Annotated in this window: 21 protein-coding genes; 4 read left to right on the top strand and 17 right to left on the bottom strand. The window is 38.6% G+C overall.

Going from position 1 to position 18,506, the window contains the following annotated elements; all coding sequences use genetic code 11:
• Positions 1 to 14: 14 nt before the first annotated feature.
• Positions 15 to 644: a 23S rRNA (uridine(2552)-2'-O)-methyltransferase RlmE gene (rlmE, locus tag HII17_RS17710; RefSeq protein WP_169076704.1), complete on the bottom strand. Its 630-nt coding sequence runs from the start codon at positions 642 to 644 to the stop codon at positions 15 to 17.
• 126 nt (positions 645 to 770) lie between these two features.
• Between rlmE and yhbY the strand changes: the two genes are divergently transcribed.
• A complete protein-coding gene (gene yhbY / locus HII17_RS17705; RefSeq protein WP_169076703.1) occupies positions 771 to 1,067 on the top strand; it encodes a ribosome assembly RNA-binding protein YhbY in 297 nt (98 codons plus the stop codon).
• A 149-nt stretch (positions 1,068 to 1,216) separates the two neighbouring features.
• Positions 1,217 to 2,074: an acetoacetate decarboxylase family protein gene (locus HII17_RS17700; protein ID WP_169076702.1), complete on the top strand. Its 858-nt coding sequence runs from the start codon at positions 1,217 to 1,219 to the stop codon at positions 2,072 to 2,074.
• A gap of 95 nt (positions 2,075 to 2,169) precedes the next feature.
• Here the strand turns inward: HII17_RS17700 and HII17_RS17695 are convergent, their stop codons facing one another.
• From HII17_RS17695 to HII17_RS17675, 6 genes are all read right to left on the bottom strand, one after another.
• Positions 2,170 to 2,499, bottom strand: a complete 330-nt coding sequence (locus tag HII17_RS17695) for a YbaB/EbfC family nucleoid-associated protein (protein WP_169076747.1) — start codon at positions 2,497 to 2,499, stop codon at positions 2,170 to 2,172.
• Positions 2,500 to 2,560: 61 nt separating this feature from the next.
• A complete protein-coding gene (gene dnaX / locus HII17_RS17690) occupies positions 2,561 to 4,819 on the bottom strand; it encodes a DNA polymerase III subunit gamma/tau (protein WP_169076701.1) in 2,259 nt (752 codons plus the stop codon).
• 6 nt (positions 4,820 to 4,825) lie between these two features.
• Positions 4,826 to 5,371, bottom strand: coding sequence for an adenine phosphoribosyltransferase (gene apt / locus HII17_RS17685; RefSeq protein ID WP_169076700.1), 546 nt, complete (start codon positions 5,369 to 5,371; stop codon positions 4,826 to 4,828).
• Positions 5,372 to 5,426: 55 nt separating this feature from the next.
• On the bottom strand, positions 5,427 to 5,807 hold the full coding sequence (locus tag HII17_RS17680) for a response regulator (RefSeq protein ID WP_169076699.1): 381 nt from the start codon (positions 5,805 to 5,807) through the stop codon (positions 5,427 to 5,429).
• A gap of 10 nt (positions 5,808 to 5,817) precedes the next feature.
• Positions 5,818 to 5,940 carry a hypothetical protein gene (locus HII17_RS19255; RefSeq protein ID WP_268969177.1) on the bottom strand — a complete coding sequence of 41 codons (123 nt, stop codon included), beginning with the start codon at positions 5,938 to 5,940 and terminating at the stop codon, positions 5,818 to 5,820.
• A gap of 162 nt (positions 5,941 to 6,102) precedes the next feature.
• Positions 6,103 to 6,552: an HvfA family oxazolone/thioamide-modified RiPP metallophore gene (locus HII17_RS17675; RefSeq protein WP_211185408.1), complete on the bottom strand. Its 450-nt coding sequence runs from the start codon at positions 6,550 to 6,552 to the stop codon at positions 6,103 to 6,105.
• 189 nt (positions 6,553 to 6,741) lie between these two features.
• Here HII17_RS17675 and HII17_RS17670 point away from each other — a divergent pair, with 189 nt between their 5' ends.
• On the top strand, positions 6,742 to 7,662 hold the full coding sequence (locus HII17_RS17670; RefSeq protein WP_169076745.1) for a tRNA-dihydrouridine synthase: 921 nt from the start codon (positions 6,742 to 6,744) through the stop codon (positions 7,660 to 7,662).
• 68 nt (positions 7,663 to 7,730) lie between these two features.
• Here HII17_RS17670 and HII17_RS17665 read toward each other — a convergent pair whose 3' ends face one another.
• The 8 genes from HII17_RS17665 to HII17_RS17630 all read right to left on the bottom strand — a co-directional run bounded on the left by HII17_RS17665 (position 7,731) and on the right by HII17_RS17630 (position 14,547).
• The gene (locus tag HII17_RS17665; protein WP_169076698.1) at positions 7,731 to 8,993 is read right to left on the bottom strand and encodes a tetratricopeptide repeat protein; all 1,263 of its coding nucleotides are present in this window, start codon (positions 8,991 to 8,993) and stop codon (positions 7,731 to 7,733) included.
• On the bottom strand, positions 8,993 to 9,610 hold the full coding sequence (locus HII17_RS17660) for an energy transducer TonB (protein WP_169076697.1): 618 nt from the start codon (positions 9,608 to 9,610) through the stop codon (positions 8,993 to 8,995). Before HII17_RS17660 ends, HII17_RS17665 begins: the two co-directional genes overlap by 1 nt.
• Positions 9,611 to 9,613: 3 nt before the next feature.
• On the bottom strand, positions 9,614 to 10,015 hold the full coding sequence (locus tag HII17_RS17655; protein WP_169076696.1) for an ExbD/TolR family protein: 402 nt from the start codon (positions 10,013 to 10,015) through the stop codon (positions 9,614 to 9,616).
• 12 nt (positions 10,016 to 10,027) lie between these two features.
• Positions 10,028 to 10,552 carry a MotA/TolQ/ExbB proton channel family protein gene (locus HII17_RS17650; RefSeq protein ID WP_116000823.1) on the bottom strand — a complete coding sequence of 175 codons (525 nt, stop codon included), beginning with the start codon at positions 10,550 to 10,552 and terminating at the stop codon, positions 10,028 to 10,030.
• Entirely contained in the window at positions 10,552 to 11,901 is a 1,350-nt protein-coding gene (locus tag HII17_RS17645) for a MotA/TolQ/ExbB proton channel family protein (RefSeq protein ID WP_169076695.1), read from the bottom strand. Before HII17_RS17645 ends, HII17_RS17650 begins: the two co-directional genes overlap by 1 nt.
• On the bottom strand, positions 11,901 to 12,680 hold the full coding sequence (locus HII17_RS17640) for a DUF3450 domain-containing protein (protein ID WP_169076694.1): 780 nt from the start codon (positions 12,678 to 12,680) through the stop codon (positions 11,901 to 11,903). The genes HII17_RS17645 and HII17_RS17640 overlap by 1 nt, the downstream gene beginning before the upstream one ends.
• A 421-nt stretch (positions 12,681 to 13,101) precedes the next feature.
• Positions 13,102 to 13,794, bottom strand: a complete 693-nt coding sequence (locus tag HII17_RS17635; RefSeq protein ID WP_169076693.1) for a 2OG-Fe(II) oxygenase — start codon at positions 13,792 to 13,794, stop codon at positions 13,102 to 13,104.
• A 9-nt stretch (positions 13,795 to 13,803) separates the two neighbouring features.
• The gene (locus HII17_RS17630; protein ID WP_169076692.1) at positions 13,804 to 14,547 is read right to left on the bottom strand and encodes a 2OG-Fe(II) oxygenase; all 744 of its coding nucleotides are present in this window, start codon (positions 14,545 to 14,547) and stop codon (positions 13,804 to 13,806) included.
• 97 nt (positions 14,548 to 14,644) lie between these two features.
• On the opposite strand from HII17_RS17630, the gene HII17_RS17625 reads away from it, so the two are divergent.
• The gene (locus tag HII17_RS17625) at positions 14,645 to 16,471 is read left to right on the top strand and encodes a tetratricopeptide repeat-containing sulfotransferase family protein (protein WP_169076691.1); all 1,827 of its coding nucleotides are present in this window, start codon (positions 14,645 to 14,647) and stop codon (positions 16,469 to 16,471) included.
• On the opposite strand, the gene HII17_RS17620 is transcribed toward HII17_RS17625, so the two are convergent.
• Together HII17_RS17620 and HII17_RS17615 are read right to left on the bottom strand one after the other, a co-directional pair.
• On the bottom strand, positions 16,450 to 17,619 hold the full coding sequence (locus tag HII17_RS17620) for an aspartyl/asparaginyl beta-hydroxylase domain-containing protein (protein WP_169076690.1): 1,170 nt from the start codon (positions 17,617 to 17,619) through the stop codon (positions 16,450 to 16,452). The two genes, HII17_RS17625 and HII17_RS17620, sit on opposite strands and share 22 nt — an antisense overlap.
• Positions 17,616 to 18,506, bottom strand: a complete 891-nt coding sequence (locus HII17_RS17615; RefSeq protein WP_169076689.1) for a class I SAM-dependent methyltransferase — start codon at positions 18,504 to 18,506, stop codon at positions 17,616 to 17,618. The genes HII17_RS17620 and HII17_RS17615 overlap by 4 nt, the downstream gene beginning before the upstream one ends.

The following is an 18,506-nucleotide window of genomic DNA, read 5'->3' as shown; positions in this document are numbered from 1 at the left end:
AGTTCTTTAATTTACTACAATTTAAAGCCAGTAGCTACTAGATATACTTCTCTAGATCTTGCTCTAGACGACTCAGGTTTACGTGTTTTCACCACATTAAACACTGCTTTGACCTCTTTCATAAACTGATCGAAGCCTTCTCCTTGAAATACTTTGACCACAAAAGCGCCATTTTTCTTCAATACTTGATGACACATATCTAGCGCCAACTCCACTAAATACATGCTGCGAGCTGAGTCTGCCGCATCATTACCCGTAAAGTTTGCTGCCATATCTGACATGACCACATCAATGTCTTTGCCGTTAATTCGTTCTAAAAGTGCATCAAGCACTGCTTCTTCACGAAAATCGCCTTGTAAAAAATCAACACCAGCAATTGGGTCCATTGACAAAATATCGCACGCGACTACTTGGCCATTGTCTCCTACTTGCTTTACTGCATACTCTGACCAACCGCCTGGTGCAGCGCCTAAATCGACGACTTTCATACCAGATTTTATCAGTTTATCTTTGTTATTGATTTCTTCAATTTTAAAAACTGCGCGAGATCTTAACCCCAGTTTTTGAGCTTTCTTGACGTACTCATCATCAAAGTGCTCATCTAACCAACGTTTGCTACTTGCACTGTGCTTTTTTTTGCTCACTTAGCTAACCTTAAATATCGCTTTGGTTTAAATATAGTCACTGAAAACCAAAGGGTAGACATAGTATTACAGACTAGATAAGGGTAAAATAGCCAAATTCAAGCTAACTTGTAACGAAAATTGTTGATGAGCCTTAATAAAAAACAAATCCAGCACTTAAAAGCGCTGGCACATAACCTAAAACCAGTTGTGCTACTAGGTAGTAACGGTTTAACAGAAGCTGTTGTTGCTGAAATTGACTATGCATTAAATCACCACGAATTAATCAAAGTCAAAATTCCTACCGATGATCGTGAAACTAAAGGGTTGATTGTTGAAGCGATATGCCGAGAAGCAGAAGCTGTTAAAGTACAAGTGATTGGTAAAACACTAATACTTTACCGTCAATCTGAAGATAAGAAAATTCAATTGCCGAGAGGCTAAATAATAAAAGGCACTTAGGTGCCTTTTTTTTATACCTGTATGTAACAAACGCCCCGCCGGCTTTTAGCATTTTTGGGTAATTTTTACTATTTAAGTTTGCCTAGTAATTCGTTAGTTTAATTATCAAACACTCAAAATAAACTTTAACAATGCAAGCAAACAATTCTATCTCAGAAACGCTACTAGACAACAAAGCCGAGTTTACAGACAACTTTTTTAGTCATTTTGAATTGCGTACTGCATCACAGCCACTAGCGCTCAACGAACAAATAACAAAAGACTATTTATTTCCAACATTTTATGGCGATGTAAGCTGTGCAATTGGCATATTTTTATGTGACTTTGATAAAGCAAAAAAGCGATTACCTAGTGAAAAAATGACACCAGTTAAGATGCCAGGTAACAAAGCCTTAATCACCATTTCTTGTTATGAATACAAAAATGTACTTGGTGTTGCACCTTATAATGAAATTGCCATGACAATTCCGATCCAAGTTGAACCTAAGTTTAACCCGCCACTATTACCTTTATTGTTAGAAAAGCAATTTTCACGTTTTGGTTACCATGTATTTCATATGCCAGTTACCAGTTTAGAAAATCAAATTAGAGGATTGAAAATTTGGGGACTGCCAAAAGTGGTAGACGATATTGATATCAAAGTTGCCAATGGTATTAGCACAACGAAAGCAACTGATGCGAGTGGCAATCAATATGTTCAGTTAGACATTCCAACATCAGGTAAAAAGACTGCCTTTAACGTTAAATCTAATCTTTACTCAATTTTAAATGAAGAAATAAAGCAAAGCGCGACATGTTTTAAAGCCAACTTTAACGTGTCAAAAAACATCAGCAGACTTTGGAACAATCAAACTCCGAATGATGCCGTCGCACTTAAATTAGGTACTGGTCCATACGCCGATATGCTGCGAGATTTAGATATTGATCCAGTGCCTTTTCAGACACGACATACCACAAGTATGTCGGCTTGTTTTGATTTACCCAATTAAAATTACAAAGCGAGAAAGTAATTCATCTCAATTGAAGGTTAACTAATACAGAAAAGGCGCCGATTGGCGCCTTTTTCGTCAAGAAAACGTTCAAATTAGAACGGCATTTTCATACCTGGTGGCATCTGCATACCGCCAGTTAATGCGCCCATTTTCTCTTTATTAACTTCTTCGACACGGCGAACTGCATCGTTAAATGCTGCTGCCACTAAGTCTTCAATCATGTCTTTGTCGTCTTCCATTAAACTTTCATCTATCTCTACACGACGTACACTATGAGAGCCGGTCATGGTAACTTTAACCATACCTGCGCCTGATTCACCAACAACTTCCATGTTAGCGATTTCTTCTTGCGCTTTTTGCATTTTTGCTTGCATTTGTTGGGCTTGCTTCATTAAGTTGCCCATGCCACCTTTCATCATAATATTTCTCCAAAAACTAATTGCCGCCAAAGATAGTGATTATTGACGGATAATTCAAGCTGTATTAGCGAGCAATGATGGTTGATTCATCAATTACCGCTTGAAACTCATTCTGTAACCGTTGAATTAACGGATCTTCCTGTAAAAGTGCTTTTGCGTAATCGTAGCGCTTCTCATTAATTTGACCTTGAATTTTTAAAGGGTCGTCTACTGTATCTTCAACAATATTAACTTCGACTTGCATTGATTGGCTAAAGTGATCTGAAACAAAAGATTGCAGCTGTTCCATTGCAACGTCTGTTTTTAAATGTTTTGCTGACTGATTAAGTTCTAAAACCAAATGTTCGTCGGTAGTTGACGGGCTAATTATTGCCTGTTGTGCCAATACTCGTAATCGCCCGTTAAGTGCCATTGCATCAATCATATTCGCCCACTTATCTACTTGATTCGCTTTTTTTACGATAGATGGATCAACAGATTGAATTTCGAAGCCTTGCTCTGGCAATGAGTCAATATCAGGCACTTCGAATTTTGGTTTATTTATTTTTTCGCTACTTTCAGGACGTGTTTCCACGTCATTAGACTTTTTTGCTTCACTCTCCAGCTTTTTCTTTCGGCTTCGAAGCATGTTCCTTGTCGCTAAAGCAGATTCAACCGAAGCGCTCAAAATACCACTTTCAATTTTCGGCGAACTTATTTCTTTAGTTACGCTTTCTTCGTTCGCGGTTGCTTCTGGCGCTTCCGTTGCTTTAGTACTGATTGATTCTATTTGTTCTGTAATGTTGTTTTCAATAAGTGATGGGCTGTCTGTTGGCGCAACATTTTCGTTAATCGCCGTATCCTCAATTCTTTCAGCTGTCGCACTTGTGTGTTGTTCAACTTTATCGAAACTCGCTGCAACATGTTGCTCAGCAGCACTTTGCTCAACGGCAAGTAATTCAGCATTTAAAGTAGCCGTTGGCTCGTCAGTAACATCGTCATTATCTAAGTGATACTCTTCGGCGCCTACTTGTTCTACTTGCTCTTTTTGATCTATCAACTCAACCGGCTTTGCTGATGCAACTTCTTCAGTTGCTGCTAATTCGTCGAGAATTTCTGTGTCCAATTGAGTGGACTCTGGTACATTTTCTTCAATGACACCACTATTGTTTGCAATTTTCGTACTTTCTAATTGCACATCGTCAAAGTTTGGTGGAAGTTGTGCCGTCTCTGTTTGCGTTTCAGCAACATCAGCCTGCGCCATAGGCTTAAACGCGAGTAATCTCAGCAATGTCATGTCAAACGCTGCTTGCTCATCAAATGCATAAGGTAAGTCTTTGCGACCATTTAACGCTAGCTGATAATACAATTGAATATCTTGCGCCGACATTGTTTGGCTAAATTTCTTAATTAACGAAGCATGCTCTGGTGACAAATCAAAATGTTGCTCGACGACTTGGTATAGTGCGACATGATGCAGTAACTGAATTAACTCGGCAAAAAGTCGATTATAGCTTGGTGCAAAAGATGCAATTTCTTTCGACAATTCCATCAAGCCTTGAGCATCTTGCTTTAATAGCGCGATTAAAATTTTATAAGGCCAATGTTGGTCAATACCACCAAGCATTTGTTGCAAATTAGCCAAGGTAATATGCCCTTGACCTTGAGCAATTGCTTGATCAGTTAAACTAAGTGAGTCACGCATACTGCCACGTGCCGCCTTTGCCAACATATTCAAACACTCATTTTCACTAGTAACGCTTTCAGCGCTTAAAATTTTATCTAACTGTTGCTCTATTTGTGAAACTGATAACGCCTTTAAATGAAACTGAAGACAACGCGATAGCACAGTGATCGGCAGTTTTTGTGGATCCGTCGTTGCTAAAATGAATTTTACGTGTTCAGGCGGTTCTTCTAATGTCTTAAGTAGTGCATTAAAGCTGCTTCGTGAAAGCATGTGCACTTCATCTATCAGGTAAACCTTATATCGACCACGCGTTGGCGCATATTGAACGTTGTCTAATATTTCACGAGTGTCATCGACTTTGGTTCTTGATGCAGCATCTATTTCAAGTAAATCGACAAAGCGTCCTTGATCAATATCTAAACATATGTCGCATTTTCCACAAGGCTCGGCTGTTACCCCTACTTCACAGTTTAAACTCTTTGCGAAAATGCGAGCAATTGTGGTTTTACCTACCCCACGAGTACCGGTAAATAGATATGCATGGTGCAAGCGTTGCTGGCTAATGGCATTAACAAGTACGGAAACAACATGCTCTTGCCCCATTAACTCGCTAAATGTTTTAGGGCGCCATTTTCGCGCCAGCACTTGGTAGCTCATAGGTCTTTATTCACCTTCATACTGAATTAAGGTGGTAACCGCTAAACCTAAATCAGCAAGCTTAGATTCCCCACCTAAATCAGGTAAAGAGATGATAAACGCCGCATCTGTTGCCTCGGCTCCTACACGACGAATTAATTTTGTAGTCGCTTCAATAGTGCCGCCGGTAGCGAGTAAATCATCAACAATTAGTACTTTATCGTCAGCAACTAACGCGTCTTGGTGAATTTCTAAGGTATCTGTTCCGTATTCCAGCTCATAGTCTTGCGCGTAAGTCGCTCTTGGCAGTTTACCCGGCTTTCGAACAGGAACAAAACCAACACCTAACTCTAACGCAAGTGGCGCTCCGAATAAGAAGCCTCTAGCTTCTGTACCTACTACCTTAGTAAACCCTTGATTCTCGAATTTTTTCTTTAACGATTCAATAGTTAAAGAAAATGCTGCATTGTTTTCTAAGATGCCCATCACATCGCGAAACATGATCCCTTCTTTTGGATAGTTTTCTATGGTGTGAACCGCGTTTTTAAGTAGGGCAATATCTGATTCTGTCATTTGTACAATTTATTCTATTTTCGATTGCTAAAGAATAAATGAAAATGAAGTGTTTTTATAGTGAGGCGAAGCGAGTATTTTGCTTGTTTAGCTGTTCAATTAGTGATAGGAAATTTTGCTCATCAATAGGTTTATCAATGACAAAATCACACAGTTGTTGTTCGATAAGCTCCGCTACGCTGTCTTTTCCTTGCGTAGTCATGAAAATAATCGGCGTGTGTGTATTTTCATGTTGCTTAATATTCTTTAATAACTGAATACCATTCATTAATGGCATTAAGTGGTCGATTACAAGCAGATCGAATGAGGCGTTTTGATATTTTTCATAGCCATCTAAACCATTCGAGGCAGTCGTTACTCTGCAGCCCCGTTTAGTTAAAAGCCCATCAAGGTGCTCAATAATGCTTGCTTTGTCATCAACCACTAAAATATTCATATATTATTGCTTACGCTAAGTAAGTGTACCAACCCATTAACATAGGTAGTAACGGCATTGAAACTAATGCCAATGCTGCCATAAATAAATGACGTTTTGACGCACTATCTTTGAAATTTTCGTTGTGAGACATCTTAAACTTCCTACACAGTTAAAATTGCGGCGCATTATAGAGCAAGCGATCCTTTTTGAACAGATTATTTTGATCTAGATCAAAGTTTATCTATAACCATTGGAAACTTAAGATATAAAAAAACCGGGAAAACCCGGCTTTTTTTTCAATCAATTGAAAGGGTTAGCCGCCACATTTACCTTCGCCGCACTTACCTTTTGCTTTTTTCTTGCCTTCGCCGCATTTGCCTTCACCACACTTACCTTTGGCTTTAGCTTTGCCTTCGCCGCATTTACCTTCGCCGCACTTGCCTTTTTTCTTACCTTCACCACATTTGCCTTCGCCACATTTACCCTTGGCTTTAGCTTTGCCTTCGCCGCATTTACCTTCGCCGCACTTGCCTTTTTTCTTGCCTTCGCCGCACTTGCCTTCGCCGCATTTGCCTTTAGCTTTTTTTCCTTCGCCACATTTGCCTTCACCGCACTTATCACCACCAGCTTCAATTGAAGATGCTACAACACCTTCCACTGCAAATGGGTTATTTTCAGCCTTTGCCGGCATAGACGCTAAAAGTGCTATTGAAAATAGCCCTAATACTGCAGCTAACGTAGATTTTTTAATTAGATTCATCATGTTTTCCTTTTTTATATAAATATTTTAGCTAACTTATATAGTTATAAGTGTTTTTATCTAGACCATCAAGCTATCAAATTAATTTCAAAATATTTTATTCTTTTCTTAATTTTATATTTTTAGATAAAATGTAAGCTTTCCTCATTAATTAAGTTCATTTTGACCGCACAACAAATAATACTCGCACCAATGGAAGGAGTGGTCGATCACTTTATGCGAGCGCTTTTATGTCAAATCAATGATTATGACTTGTGTATCACAGAGTTCGTACGTGTGGTTGACCGAAAAGTACCAAAGCACACCTTTTATAAAATAGCACCGGAATTAAAGAACAATGCTGTAACCGCTAATGACACACCTATTCGAGTTCAGTTATTAGGACAAGAGCCGAATTGGATGGCGGAAAATGCGCTAATTGCGCACGAGCTAGGTTCACAGGGCATAGATCTAAATTTTGGCTGTCCAGCACAAACTGTAAATAAGAGAAAAGGAGGCGCTAGTTTGCTTAAAGAACCTGAATTGATGTATCAGGTTATTTCAACAGTAAAAACTGCGCTAAACGGCACCGAGCAGCCCTTATCAGCTAAAATTCGCTTAGGGTTCGACGACACAGCTTTGTTAGATGAAATCATTAGTGCAATAAATGATGCAGCACCACATATGTTAACCGTGCATGCCCGTACAAAGAAACAAGGTTACAAGCCTCCCGCTTATTGGGAATATATTGCTCAAATTAAAGAAAAATTGAATATTCCTGTAGTCGCCAACGGTGAAATTTGGACAGTTGAAGACGCGCAAAAATGTATTAATGAAGCAAATACCAATTTACTGATGTTAGGTAGAGGTGCTTTAGCCACCCCAAATTTAGCTAATATGATTAAATTAGGTGAGCATAAAATGAATTGGCTACAATTATGTCAACTAATAAAGCGCTGGATGGCTATGGATACAGGGCAACTAAAACCGTTTTATTACTCAAGTCGACTTAAGCAATGGTACCGTTACTTGAAAATTAGTTACCCAGAAGCAGAGCAATTATTCGCAACAATCAAAAAGTTAAATTCAACTCAAGAAATCGCTGATGTCATCGACGAAATAGCAAAACAATAACAGTGTAGTTGAGACATAAAAAAACCAGTCATTAGACTGGTTTTTTATATGTTAGCGAAAACTTCAACTTAGATAGCTACGTTCTTACGACGCGCAGTATCTTCGATGAATGATTTCCAACCTCTAGCCGCTTTGCGAGACTTAGGATCTTTCATCGCACGTGTAATTTCTGCATGTGCTTGTTTGTACTGTCCTAAATAGAAGTGTGATTCAGCAAGGCTCATATAAATACTGCCTTTATTCTTCACACCAATCTTTAACGCTTTGTTTAGCGATACGATAGCATTCTTAAACTGTTCGTCTTGTTTAAGTAACATACCTTGCTTACGCCAGTGCTGTGCTTCGTTTGTTAACTTAGCCACTTCACCGTAGTATTTAGCCGCATCTCCAATATTTTGAGCTGCGTGGAATGCATTTGCTAACGAAGAAAGCGTTTGATCATCTCGTTTGATCTCACCAGAGCTAATGTGTTTTTCAAGCATTTTAGCTGCTTTGAAAGGCACGCCATTAGATTGGTATAAACTCGCTAAAGTTTTAAGCTCAGACTCTTTAACTAAGTATCCTTGCTTGTATGCCATATCTAATGTAGCTAAGGCTTTAGGGTAATCTTCTACTAATAAGTAGAACATACCTAACTGCGTCCACCATTGCTTATTCTCAGGGAATAATTGCAATACTGTTTCCAATACCTTAACACCATCTCTATACATCTTACGTTCATAGTATGAAGTAAGCTTTAAGATGTAAGGGTTTTGGTTTTGTTTATCACCAAATAACGCAATAGCCTTATCAGCTGGTTTAATCATTTTATCTAAGCGACGTAGTTCGTAATAAGCTTGTGCAATCTTAACGTAAGTTTGCGCATCTTCTTTACCTGTGAACTCCATCCAAGCTTCGTAGTTTTTAAGCGCTTCTTTGTACTTTTTAGTTTGCATTTGCAAATCTGCAAGTAATTTAATCGCTTCACCATGATCTACCTCATTAAGGACATCAGGTTCTACTGCTTGTTTTAGATAGCTAATCGCTTTCTCTTCTTGGTTACCTTTTGTTGCATACATAACCGCGATGAAACGAGCAACATAAGCTTTGTCGTACTCTTTCTTCGCTTCAATATCTAACAACAAAACTAACGCACCATCAATATCATCAGTACTGTATAACTCGAAAGCTTTCTGTACTTTTTTACCCACTGATGGGCCAACTAATTGAGTTGGGCGTTTTTTCTTTTTTTCTTGCTTCGCTTCTGCTGCTTGAGCTTCAAACGATAAAGGTAACTGCACTGTTGTTACTGCCGAAGCAATAACTATAGCTGTTGCAAGTTTTTTTAACATTAGTTACCTCCATCCATTTTAAAGTCAAGCTGTACTGTTAAACCAGGTTGTTTTTGCGGCTTACCGTCAACAACTTTTGGTTTGTACTTCCACTTACGAAGCGCGCGTTTTGCTTCTTTATCGAAGATACGCTTAGGTTGTGCTTCAATAACTTTTACGTCTTCAACACCACCAATTTCATTGATAGTAAATGAAAGTCGAACCCAACCTTCTTTACCATCACGTGCTGCTTGAATTGGATATTTTGGTTCAATTCGCACGATTGGTGTTGCTTCACCGTCTCTACCGAAACCAGCACCTGGTGCTGATAAGCCAGTAGAAGCACCAGCTAATTGCACGCCCGGCATATTAAATTCGATACCACCTTGGTTATTATTTGCTTCTGGCTCTGGAGCCTGAGGCTTAGGTGGTGTCTTAGGCGGCGGTGGCGGCGGTGGCGGAACACGACGACGCGTTTCTGCTGCAGACTTTGGTGGGGTAGTATTCACTTCCACCACGATATTTTCCATTTGCTCTTCTTGAGATCGATCACCGCTCGAAATCAGGAATGCCATGAATGAAAATAGCCCAAAGGTAACTGCAGCGCCTAGTAGTATTGATACTAAAAAGCGACCCATAAATTACCCCTTAGCAGCTGCGATAGAGATACGATCGATGCCTGCTTCTTTGATAGCATCCATAACTTTAACAACGACACCATGTTTGGCTTCTTTGTCAGCTTGGATGATTACCACGTCAGTAGGTTGCTCTGCTAATAACTTTTCAATGTTCGCAGCAATGCGTTCAACATCAACACGACGCTTGTCTAACCAAATTTCGCCAGTGTCTTTAACAGCAATAAAGATGTTAGCTGACTTTTGTTTGGTTTGATTAGCCGCTTTTGGTTTATTAACTTCAATACCTGCTTCTTTAACAAAAGAAGTCGTTACGATAAAGAAGATCAGCATGATGAATACGATGTCAAGCATCGGCGTCATATCTATTGCTGCTTCTTCTTCTTCACGAATACGTTTACGTGCCATTCGAATATCTCTCTAGTGATGAGGTAAACTGTCAACCAGTTTAGCCTTTGCTAGTTTAACTTTAGCGTCTAATCGTGTACTAAAGAATACACCTGATAATGCTGCAACCATACCCGCCATTGTCGGAATTGTTGCCATTGAAATACCAGAAGCCATTAGACGCGGATTACCTGTACCTTGTTGAGCCATAGTTTCGAATACCGAAATCATACCTGTCACTGTACCTAGTAATCCAATTAGTGGACACATAGCCACTAAGGTTTTAATCGTGAGCATGTTACGCTCAAGTAATTCTGTCGCTTCGGAGATCCATGTATCTCTGATACGATGTGCATACCATGATGTAGTATCGGCTCTAGCATCCCAACGCTTGATGATGTCATCTCGCATTTTTGGGTAATTAGACGCTAGGAACCAATATCTTTCGATCATTAGGATCCACATCAGTAAGAGAGCAACCGCGACAAAGTATAAAACGTTACCGCCAGTTGCAATAAAACTCCTGACAGATTCAACAAGCTCTATCAGGAATAACATTATTTAGACTCCTTCTCTGCAATCGCAGCAATTAAACCAGCAGCTTGCTCGTCTAACTTGTGAAGTACAGATTTAGCCTTACCAGCAACAACACTATGAACTAAGATTAATGGCAATGCAGCAATTAGACCTAATGCAGTTGTAACTAGCGCTAGTGAGATGTTACCAGCCATGATTTTCGGGTCACCAGTACCAAATAAGGTAATTGTTTGGAAAGTCATGATCATACCGATAACTGTACCTAATAGACCCATTAAAGGAGCGATTGCAGCAAACATCTTGATGATGTTAATACCACGGTCAACTGTAGGAGTTTCACGTAGAATCTGCTCGTCCAATTTAAGTTCTAATGTCTCAGCATCAGCATCTTTGTTTTCTTGGTAAACTTTTAATAAACGGCCAAGTGGGTTGTTGCTGTTTGGCTTATCCATGTTCTTAGTTTGAGCTTTGATTTTTGAACCAACAGCTGTAAGAACTAACATGCGCTCTAAAGCGATTAATAAACCAATGATAAGTAGTACAGTAATACCGTAACCTACTTCAGCACCTTGATGGTAGAATTCCATAAGCGTACGCTTACGTGTTTCTAACGCTAAGATAGCACCACGAGATGGATCAAGGTAAACCGGAGAAAAGCCACTTGATACAGTGAAGAAGTCACTTGCTGTACCAGAAATATAACCAGCAGGTTGCTTAGCTAATGGTTGAACTTGAGCTAACTCATCGTTATACGTTAAGTAACCGTTTGCTGAAACTAGGTTGAATGTACCAACACGTGTAACTGTTTCAGAAGTCTTAGTACCGTCTAGGTTAGTTACTTCAGTTTGGAACTGAGCAATCTTACCAGATTCAGTCATTTCAGTTTGAAGTGCAAACCATAACTCTTCTAAATCAGGTAAACCTGGAATTTCTTTAGAGTTAGCAATGCGGTTTAATGCTTCACCACGACCTGGGTACTGAGCACTTACGATTGATGTTGAAATCATACCGTATGCGTCTGCAGCTGCTGAACGGCTTACACCGAACATTTCACCAAGCGTACCTTTAGCATTATCTAGCTCAGTTTCTTTCTGTGCTAGTGTAATTTCGTTAGCAGCGTATTCTTTAGTTAAACGCGCGTTACGAGCTTGTTGTGACTGTAGCTCTTTCTTCGCTTTGTTTAATAACGATTGCTTATCAGCGCGAGCAGCAACGAATTCTGCTTCACGTTTTTTATCTAACTTAGCTTCTGAAATACGGTCAGCTTTAACTTGACTTAAAAGCTTGTCTAATTCGTTAGCATTTGCCGATGTTGCGAAACCTGCTGACAAAGAAGCAGCAAGTAATACGAAATTAATTACTTTTTTCATTATTGTGCTCCTGCTGCGAATACTGGAAGTTTAGTCAGATCCATTGGAAGTTGCTTACGCGCCATACGGATAGTATCAGTGATAGGCTTTAAGTACTCATCACCTAAGTCATCCCAAGAACGTGTACCGTTGTTCCATACCCACGCTTGCTTATAATCAAGAGATTGTGCGACTAACGCTACACGACCCATGTGAACGAAATCAGCAGTGATAACGCGATCACCCAAATCTAATTCGCCTTGGTAAGCATCGAAAATAGTACCGTAGTTAGCTTCGATTTCGTAAGCTTCAAGTACTAAGCGGAATTGCTCTGAAGTAGTAACGTTTGAATCAGCCATAACGTCACGTAAAGAAGCGATACGTTCTTGACGACGTTCAACGTTCATTGGTACGTCAAGTTCAACGAACTTCTCTAACGTATCAATCATTTTGTACATTAATGGCACAACACCTTGCTTGATCTTGTCGATGCCGTCTATTTGACGTTGCAAAGAGTCGATATTTGCTTGTTGGTCATCAACCATGCGTTGTACATGATCGTTATAGCCTCGTAAAACATCAGCTTCATCAACTGTAGTACGATACTCAGCTAATAAATCTTGAGTTTGCTCATAGATGCTATCGATCTTGCTTTGTGATTTAGCTGACGCTTTAAAAATGCGTGTTTCAGCTTTCTGTAAATCTGTTAGAGCGTCAGCAGCAGCGATATTACTACCTGCTAAAGCTAAAACACCTGCTACCGTCGATGCGATAAGGCTTTTTTTACTTATTTTGGACATAGTTTCCCAACCAATTGCTATTTAACTTAGATAACAAAAATTCAAAACTCATCTATCAAAACGATGTGATGAATTTAAAATCTGCCATTTAAAAGGATTTTATTAATCTAGAATACAACTAGCCAATATTCCCAGACGACAACAAGCGTGTCAACCTAGAACCTAAAAAACTGAACCAATAAATTAGTAAATTTACTAAACTGTTTCGCTTTAAGGGCTTTTAGCAACAAGGCTAAAACAATTTATTAAACTCACCAAAATTTTATTAATAATTCGAGTAATTTTGTGTTTGGCTAATATACTATCCTTTTCAACTTATAAAATTGCAGACACATGTTTTACTAATTCATTCGTAGTAAGTCAAATCTAAATACACAATCGCTTACAATTCGTACAACACATGTCGTTAATATAATGTTAATTACGCTCGAAACCAGCCAGTAATAGAGTATCTACTCTGCGGTGAGAACGGTGCTACAGACGTTACGGAGTGGACTTTGTTTACATCAAACACTGTCAACGAATTAAAAACCGGCATATATGAACTTGTGGGTGTACCATTTTGTTCAAAAAGTTGTAACAAGCCGCCCCAATCTGGGTGCCATTGTGGACTCAAGCCTAAAACATAAGCAAATCTGCGTGTCTCACCTGGGATATTATCTATATGACGGGTTAAAAAATCACCTACTCGGTATCGCGTCACCTGTGCATCAGCGTGGCTTACGACTTTATTTCCGGTGATATCTCTTATCAAATCAATACAAGACGTTTCATTTAACTTAGACAAAAATTCGGTAAGAACGTCGTCGCTATCTTGACTTACTTTATGTCGACCATAAAGAAAACCAGTACCTTGCCCTGCTAATTGATAAATGCCACGGTACAAGTTTCGCCTTTCTTCAACTGACAGATTAGCAATTTCTTCGTCACTTGCTTCACGATTTTGATTATTAAGAAAAAAAGCATTTTTAAATGCGACTTTCTCTGCGATATGAGTCGACAACTCGTGAGCTGCTTCAGGTTCTAGAAAATTGAAAATTCGTACAATGCCTTGTCCATCGAAAGCGTCTTTTAACGCACTCAACGAGTCCTGGTGTAAAGATGTTTGAATCAAAATGACTCCTTATTTTTGTTTTGGGTTGTCGCCGCTGCGCAGCCAGCCTGTTATTGAGACTCTTTTATTCTGAGCAAAAGGACTGACGTAACCAACATAATGATCTACTGGAATTTTAAAGATGTTAATTTCATTAAATGTCGGCAGAAAACTGTTAGTAATTTGCCCTTGTTTATCTAACAAGTGTAATGCCCCTCCCCAATCTGCCCGCCAATCTTCAGTTAAATTGATAACAAATGCCGCAATACGATTTTTGTCGTCCACATTGTCATCATGAACATTTAAAAAATGCCCTTGACCATATCGAGTAATTTGCCCATCGGCAAAGTTTATCTCGGGTGAAGATAACAACTGGCGAAAAAAATTGATGGTTTTATCGGTATTTAAAAATTCAATAATTTGATTAAAAAAATGGCCTGGTAGTAGGTTGTCATGATAAATGTCATATAATGGAATGTTCTCATAAAGGTACTGGAAACCTTCGCTCGCTTGTTGATTGACAATATTATTCAGATCGTCTTTTTGCTGACTTGTCCAGCTCTCTACGGCAATAGCATTTAAGTCTTGATGCTGACCATTGTGATTAAAAACTAAATTCCACTCTTTTTGTTGATGAATATGACTTTTCAATAACTGAGCAGACTTATCGGTTAAAGCATTCGGCACTTTAACAAATCTGTTTTTTTGAAAGAAATTGATTAATTCTATTTCAGGTCTTTCTCTAGAAAGCGATAGAGAAGATGTAATGTTCATTAACTAGCCACATAAATACATTAACTATTAGATTTTCGTATAGTATCATCGAGAGTTACTGAAGTAGAAGATTATCTTTAGCGCAAAAGACGCTTTCATGAATATAAATCAAATTTTAAATCAAGCAGAACAAGCTCATCAGTCTGGACAACTAGAACAAGCATCAACGCTATATCAAAGTATCGTAAATCAGCAAACAAGTATTGACGCGCTTTATGGGTTAGCGACAGTAAAAATGCAGCAACAAGACTTTGCATCTGCACTTCCATTATTTGAACGTGCACTCGCAATTGAGCCTAGTGCGTTAGATATTAGTTTTAATTACATCCTGTGCCTTAAACACGTTAACCTAATTGATAAGGCAACTGAACTTTTAGCAAGAGTAATACAATCAATTCCCTCAAATTCTGACTTTATTGCCCCTTACGCACAGCTTGCATTTTCACTTAATGCCTACAAACACACCATCGCTATTATCGAGCGCAATACACAGGAGACTCCTCAGTTAGCTATATTACTCGTGCAGAGTCATATGGCCTTGGGCGATTGGACAAATGCAATAACGCGATTAAACCAGCTAAAGAAGCAATTTCCTAATAACTATGAAGTACTCAATAACTTAGCAATTTGCTATGGCAAAACACTGAACTTTTCTTTAGCAATTCCACTATTTGAACAACTAATAATGCTCAAGCCTGATAATGATAATTACATAAGAATGGCCGATCTATATTTACTCGCTCAGCAAAAAGAAAACGCCGAGTTCGCGTTAAATAAAGTGAGCAGCGATATGGCTAATAATATCCAAGTACTGATATTGCGCTGCAAGTTAGCACGCTTAAATCATAATAAAGAACAGGCACTAGCTTTTGCCAGTCGAATTTTGGAAATTAGCTCTAACGCTTCAATCGCATGGCAAGTCGTAGGCGAATTTGGTGACGATAAACAGCAGTCTTTGCTTGTAGAGCAATTAAGTAGTTTAATTGATACTAGTAATGAGACCTCTTTTGAAAGTCGACAAAATTTATACACACTTGGCAAAGCCTATGAAAAACGCCAACAGTTTAAGAATGCATTTCAAGCATTTATTAAAGCCAATGAAAGTCAACGTAAAGAGCTAATTGATGCTCAAAAACAATACAGCCCTAGCGTTGTACAGCAAGAATATGAACAATTAAAAGCGTTCAAATATGTTGAAAAATCACAGCTAGAAACAACAAACAACGTATTTATTGTCGGTATGCCGCGCTCAGGCACCACGTTAGTTAATAGGCTTTTAAGTCAGAACCCTGGCGCAATAAGCGTTAATGAAAGTAACGGAATATCAGCCACTTTTGAACAGTTATTACAACATATGCCTCAAGCAGAGGTTGGTAATTACTTAAAAGCTAATGCAAATGAACTAGTTGAGAACTACCAAAAATTTATCGGTATAGATAACAATATTGTTATTGACAAAATGCCACATAACTTCCGATTCGTAGGTGCGATTTTGGCAACATTCCCAGCTGCTAAAATAATTCAAATGCGCAGAGCACCGCAAGATTTAGCGTTGTCGATATACTGCCAGCAATTTAATGACTACCACAGCTATGCATGCGACTTACCATCAATTGCTCACGCAGTAGCCGAAGCGAATAAACTAATGGATTATTGGAAGAAAGTTTTCCCCAAACAAGTATATGACTTGGATTATCAAAATCTTGTTGAAGCACCAACTGAGCAAGCAAAATTACTTTTTGATTTTTTAAACTTACCTTGGCAACAAGAGTATTTAAATTTCTATAAACAAGCAGTTCCAAGTTTTACTTTTAGTGAAGTCCAAGTAAGAAAGCCAATTAATCGAAGTAAAATAGGTTTTTCTACAAATTATAGCCTGCAATTAAAACCTTTTACTGAGGCTTACAATAAGTTATCTACGTAATTTTTTTGGTTTTTTTGCCACTCTTTTCGGGCGCTAAAAGAGCGCCTGATTGCCGCCTGTTCATCTAAAGTTAGCTCAGGGTGCCAAACAGAAAAAATTAATACCACACGCATTTGCTCACTATGATTAACTGCTTCATGAATGTAAGAATCATCAAAAGCGACAATTTCACCTTCTTGCCACTGAACTTGTTCATCCGCAACTTTTATATAACCTTCTCCAGGAACGATTAAAGGGAAATGTACTGTTAAACTATGGTTTGATAAACCGTAATGTGGAGTAATATGCTGCCCACCTTTAAGCACTGAATAAAACACCTCAAACGGGTTATCATTCAATTTGTATAAAGGTAGTTGCCTTAGCGTAGATAATGTGACAGGTAGTTTATCCGCTAATAATTCATTTAGCTGACCACCTTTATAAATATGTAGCGCGGTCCAATTCGTACTTCCCGCCAATTTATCAAAACCTAGCTGCTTATATTCGTCGCCTAAATATGGCTCTCCGTAGTCGTCAATATGGTCAACCAGTGCTAGAAATTCATTTTTTAATTCTGCTAAGTTACTTTCAATTCCTGCAACATCAAACGCACTACATTCTTGCCAAAATGGTTTTGCAGTAAGATGAGGAAGATAGAACAAATGCGGACGCTGATGCTCAACATGATATTGAAAATTTGCATTATGCGTTTGCGGCCATATAGCCTGAGCTACATTTTGTAGGCTTTGGGCGTTTCCTACTTGATTTTGATGTTGACTAGTATAAAAGTTCCTTAACGCCATATCAGCTTTGTAAGAACGTTCTCTTGTCTGCATTTCAACATTTTCATATCGATATAAAGTTGTAATTTTCGAATCTAGTTGCTCACCAACTACCAAGATTGCCAAGCCCTTGTCTTCAAAGTTAATCGCTAGAAAAAACGTTCCAGCATATAAGTAAGCTAAAGCATTATTCGGGCACACCTTTAAACAATTAAGGTACGCTTGTTGAGTTTGTTCTATCGTGCCGATTTGTTCTGAGACTATCGCTAAGCGATAAGCTTGTTGCTGATCTTTTGGGTGTTCTTCTACATACTTTAAAAGTAACGAAAAAGCTTCTTTGTTTTGCTGTTGTTTAAACAATACATCTATTCGCTCTAAAGTATTCATTTGCGAGAACCCGTTAAATGCCAACCTAAAGTTAATTCATCAGCTGTTTTTAATTCAGTAGCATCGGCTTTAGCACCTAAGTTTTCAAAGCGAGTTACTAATTTGTCTACTGCGTCTTTCGACATTGCTACGTCTGCAAGTTGTGTTAAACGGCTAAACTCCCCCTGCAACCTTGCTTGTAAAAGCTTTATAGACTGTGTAGCACGAGTCTTGTTATCAGAATAATAATCTAAAACGGCTTGGTTTATTGACTCAAACACATTACCTGAAATAGTTTTAGTTAACTTTCCGTGATGCTGTGACAAATACTCTTGCCCTATTTTTTCTAGTGACGTTTGGCTTATGCTTCCATGGACATATGCGATTGCAGAATCAATGACTCCCTGCTCTTCTATTAACCAAGCAATCTCATCTAGACGAGTAATATTAGCCTTTAAAATTTCACTTGTTTGATGATGGACAATCAGTTGAAATCTGCCTTCTTTTTTCAAAACACGAACCAATTCAGCACTTGCTTTAGATATATCTGCGTACTCAAATCCAAATTGACTCGATATCCCGTCAAAAGACTCGTCGCTAAATGGTAATAATGCTATATCGATATTCGCTGTGAATTCGACATTCTCAGGAAAGGACAGTTGATTCATATTTGGCTTTATATCGGCATAATCAACGGCAGTAAAAGTATGACTGGTACCTGCAGCAAGCATAGAGTGAATAACGGCGCCATTTCCAGTTGCTAAATCTAGTACTTTTCCACCAGAAGCTATCGTAGCTAGCCAAGATTGCCAAAGCCTATCTACCAACTTTTGCTCTTCATGACTGCCAATACAGCTATTTTTATTCGCAGACCAGTATTGACTCCAAGCACTATGTTTATCTTTCAT

The sequence above is a fragment of the Thalassotalea algicola genome (genome assembly GCF_012932965.1).
Classification (GTDB): domain Bacteria; phylum Pseudomonadota; class Gammaproteobacteria; order Enterobacterales; family Alteromonadaceae; genus Thalassotalea_F; species Thalassotalea_F algicola.
The sequence above is the reverse complement of the archived record's forward strand: the minus strand, read 5'-3'. Positions and strand labels throughout refer to the sequence as shown.

Bases quoted from the DNA above. Each gene is read 5' to 3' on its own strand.
- yhbY (WP_169076703.1), top strand. From the start codon at position 771: ATGAGCCTTAATAAAAAACAAATCCAGCACTTAAAAGCGCTGGCACAT.
- HII17_RS17700 (WP_169076702.1), top strand. From the start codon at position 1,217: ATGCAAGCAAACAATTCTATCTCAGAAACGCTACTAGACAACAAAGCC.
- dnaX (WP_169076701.1), bottom strand. From the start codon at position 4,819: ATGAGCTACCAAGTGCTGGCGCGAAAATGGCGCCCTAAAACATTTAGC.
- apt (WP_169076700.1), bottom strand. From the start codon at position 5,371: ATGACAGAATCAGATATTGCCCTACTTAAAAACGCGGTTCACACCATA.
- HII17_RS17680 (WP_169076699.1), bottom strand. From the start codon at position 5,807: ATGAATATTTTAGTGGTTGATGACAAAGCAAGCATTATTGAGCACCTT.
- HII17_RS19255 (WP_268969177.1), bottom strand. From the start codon at position 5,940: ATGTCTCACAACGAAAATTTCAAAGATAGTGCGTCAAAACGTCATTTA.
- HII17_RS17675 (WP_211185408.1), bottom strand. From the start codon at position 6,552: ATGATGAATCTAATTAAAAAATCTACGTTAGCTGCAGTATTAGGGCTA.
- HII17_RS17670 (WP_169076745.1), top strand. From the start codon at position 6,742: ATGGAAGGAGTGGTCGATCACTTTATGCGAGCGCTTTTATGTCAAATC.
- HII17_RS17665 (WP_169076698.1), bottom strand. From the start codon at position 8,993: ATGTTAAAAAAACTTGCAACAGCTATAGTTATTGCTTCGGCAGTAACA.
- HII17_RS17660 (WP_169076697.1), bottom strand. From the start codon at position 9,610: ATGGGTCGCTTTTTAGTATCAATACTACTAGGCGCTGCAGTTACCTTT.
- HII17_RS17655 (WP_169076696.1), bottom strand. From the start codon at position 10,015: ATGGCACGTAAACGTATTCGTGAAGAAGAAGAAGCAGCAATAGATATG.
- HII17_RS17650 (WP_116000823.1), bottom strand. From the start codon at position 10,552: ATGTTATTCCTGATAGAGCTTGTTGAATCTGTCAGGAGTTTTATTGCA.
- HII17_RS17645 (WP_169076695.1), bottom strand. From the start codon at position 11,901: ATGAAAAAAGTAATTAATTTCGTATTACTTGCTGCTTCTTTGTCAGCA.
- HII17_RS17640 (WP_169076694.1), bottom strand. From the start codon at position 12,680: ATGTCCAAAATAAGTAAAAAAAGCCTTATCGCATCGACGGTAGCAGGT.
- HII17_RS17630 (WP_169076692.1), bottom strand. From the start codon at position 14,547: ATGAACATTACATCTTCTCTATCGCTTTCTAGAGAAAGACCTGAAATA.
- HII17_RS17625 (WP_169076691.1), top strand. From the start codon at position 14,645: ATGAATATAAATCAAATTTTAAATCAAGCAGAACAAGCTCATCAGTCT.
- HII17_RS17620 (WP_169076690.1), bottom strand. From the start codon at position 17,619: ATGAATACTTTAGAGCGAATAGATGTATTGTTTAAACAACAGCAAAAC.
- HII17_RS17615 (WP_169076689.1), bottom strand. From the start codon at position 18,506: ATGAAAGATAAACATAGTGCTTGGAGTCAATACTGGTCTGCGAATAAA.